This window comes from Aeromonas sp. ZOR0002, assembly GCF_963866995.1.
GTDB lineage: Bacteria > Pseudomonadota > Gammaproteobacteria > Enterobacterales > Aeromonadaceae > Aeromonas > Aeromonas caviae.
The window spans coordinates 1-274 of record NZ_CAWMFQ010000352.1 but is presented as its reverse complement, the minus strand read 5'-3'; the positions used below and the strand labels follow the sequence as shown (position 1 = coordinate 274).

General features: G+C 59.1%; 1 protein-coding gene. It reads left to right on the top strand.

Annotated features, from left to right (window positions below; translation table 11 throughout):
* Window positions 1–274, top strand: a 274-nt coding sequence (locus AACR77_RS18795) for an integrase core domain-containing protein (RefSeq protein ID WP_042883334.1), incomplete at both ends; no start/stop codon positions are given.

Sequence of the window (274 nt, the reverse complement as noted above, 5' to 3'; positions counted from 1 at the left end):
GGCCAGCCAATACGGCAGCCGGGTATTTCGGCAACGGCTGTGGCGCTATCGCATGACCCAGAGCATGAGCCGGCGTGGCAACTGCTGGGATAACGCGCCGATGGAGCGGCTGTTCAGGAGCCTCAAGACGGAATGGCTTCCGACCACGGGGTACATGAGCCTGCGGGAAGCCAAGCGGGATATCAGCTATTACCTAATGGATTACTACAACTGGCGGCGCCCGCATCAACACAATGATGGGATACCGCCAGCAGAGGCCGAAAATCGGCTTAAC